Origin of the sequence: Pseudomonas sp. FW305-28 (genome assembly GCF_017351395.1) — a bacterium.
Lineage (GTDB): Bacteria > Pseudomonadota > Gammaproteobacteria > Pseudomonadales > Pseudomonadaceae > Aquipseudomonas > Aquipseudomonas fluorescens_AA.
This window is the reverse complement of the sequence record NZ_JACNDD010000292.1, coordinates 1-1,944: the sequence shown is the minus strand read 5'-3', so window position 1 is coordinate 1,944 and position 1,944 is coordinate 1. Positions and strand designations below refer to the sequence as shown.

The 1,944-nt window shown below is 62.0% G+C and carries 2 protein-coding genes; one reads left to right on the top strand and one right to left on the bottom strand.

Annotated elements, in window-relative coordinates; genetic code table 11:
• Positions 1-16 precede the first annotated feature (16 nt).
• Positions 17-895, bottom strand: a complete 879-nt coding sequence (locus tag J4E53_RS30465) for an MBL fold metallo-hydrolase (RefSeq protein WP_103311414.1) — start codon at positions 893-895, stop codon at positions 17-19.
• Between the two features lie 113 nt (positions 896-1,008).
• Here J4E53_RS30465 and J4E53_RS30460 point away from each other — a divergent pair, with 113 nt between their 5' ends.
• Complete coding sequence (locus J4E53_RS30460) at positions 1,009-1,914, top strand: LysR family transcriptional regulator (protein ID WP_103311416.1); 906 nt, start codon at positions 1,009-1,011, stop codon at positions 1,912-1,914.
• Positions 1,915-1,944: the final 30 nt, after the last annotated feature.

Below are 1,944 nucleotides of genomic sequence, written 5' to 3'. Positions count from 1 at the left end.
CCACACAATCAGTCATTCACCACTTCATCTCGCCCTTCGCCACCTTGGCACTGAGCTCCAGGGAGCTGTCTTCACCCAGGTCCGGATAGCGTAGTTTCATGGCGCGGATCAGCGCGGCGGAATCCTTGGCCTTGGCGGTTTCTTCGTCGAAAGCCTTGATGTAGCCGGCGGTGAAGCGCACCGGGGCCAGGGAACGGGCGCTGTCACCCAGGTAGTGACCCGGAATCACCGTGTTCGGTTGCAGTTTTTCAATGTTGGCGAGGGTCGCCAGCCAATCCTTGTGAGACTGCGGCGTCTGGGTATCGGCCATCCATACATGAATGTTTTCGGCCACCACGACACCACCCACCACGGCCTTGATCGATGGAATCCACACGAAACTGCGGTCCGGCTGCGGACCATCGAGGCCGACGACCTGCAAGCGCTGGCCTTCCAGGGTCAGGCTGTCGCCCTTGAGCACCTGGGGCACGATGGCTTTGGCCGGCGCATCGGTCTTCAGGATCGGCCCCCAGTATTTCAGTTTGCCGTCCATGGTCTGCTTGATGTGTTCGACGGTCGGCGCCGACGCCAGCACCTTGGCCTCAGGGAACGCGGCGGTGAGGGTCTCCAGGCCAAAATAGTAGTCTGGATCGCCATGGCTGATGTAGATCGTGGTCAATCGCTTGCCACTGGCGCGGATTTTTTCCACCACCTGGGCGGCCTGGGATTTGCCGAACTGGGCGTCCACTAGAATCGCCTCTTTCTCACCGCTGACCAACACCGAAGTCACCGGGAAAACCGCCGCCGCGCCAGGGTTGTAGACGTCGAGCGTCAAGTCGGCGGCCCAGGTCTGGGCAGTGAAAGCCAGGGCGGCAGTTGCCAGCAGCAGGCGCTTGAGTGGGATAAAACCGGTCATGTGTGCTCCGTTGTATAAAAACCCGTCAGGGGAATGAGACTGAGCTTAGTTACCTGACTCGTTACAAAAAATGCGATGCTGGAACATAGTTTGTTTCTGAAATCGGGCAAATCATGGATCGTCTACAAGCAATGCGGGTGTTTGTCACGGTGGTCGACCTGGGCAGTCAGTCGGCAACGGCTGAGCACCTGGACCTGTCGCGACCCGTGGTGTCGCGGTATCTGGCGGAGCTGGAAGACTGGGTCGGCGCCCGGTTGATGCACCGCACCACCCGCAAGCTGAGCCTGACGGCCGCAGGTTCCGAGATCCTGCCGCGCTGCCGGCAGATGCTGGAGCTGTCCGGCGACATGCAAGCCGCCGTCGGCACCCCCGACGATGCGCCACGGGGCATGTTGCGCATCAGCGCCAGCACCTCGTTCGGCCAGGCCCAACTGGCGAGCGCCATGGCCGACTACGTCAAGCGCTACCCAGGGGTGAGCATCGACCTGCAGATGCTCGACCGCACCGTGAACCTGGTGGACGAGCGCATCGACCTGGCGATCCGCATGAGCAACGACCTGGACCCGAACCTGATCGCCCGCCGCCTGACGGTCTGCCGTTCGGTGATCTGCGCCTCGCCGCGGTATCTGCGTGAGCATTCGACACCGCTGCGCGTGGAAGACCTGAGCCGGCACAACTGCCTGACCCACTCCTACGTCGGCAAGAGCCTGTGGCATTTCGAGCAGGACGGCGAGCAGGTCTCGGTGCCGGTGCAAGGCAACATCAGCGCCAACGAAGCCAGCACATTGCTTCAAGCCACGATAGCCGGCGCAGGCGTGGCGATGCTGCCCAGCTACCAGGCCGGCGCCCACCTCAAGAACGGCGAACTGATCCGCCTGCTGCCCCATGCCGAACCGCGCCGGATGAACATGTACGCGGTGTACGCCTCACGCAAGCACATGCCCTCGGCGCTGCGCAGCCTGCTGGATTTTCTGGTGCTGAAGTTTCCCGAGACGCCGGAGTGGGATGTGGGGTTGTAGAAAATATTCGCCTCACCACTGTCCACCTGT

Excerpts from the sequence above, each read along its gene's own strand:
- J4E53_RS30460 (WP_103311416.1), top strand. The coding sequence starts at position 1,009 with ATGGATCGTCTACAAGCAATGCGGGTGTTTGTCACGGTGGTCGACCTG.
- J4E53_RS30465 (WP_103311414.1), bottom strand. The coding sequence starts at position 895 with ATGACCGGTTTTATCCCACTCAAGCGCCTGCTGCTGGCAACTGCCGCC.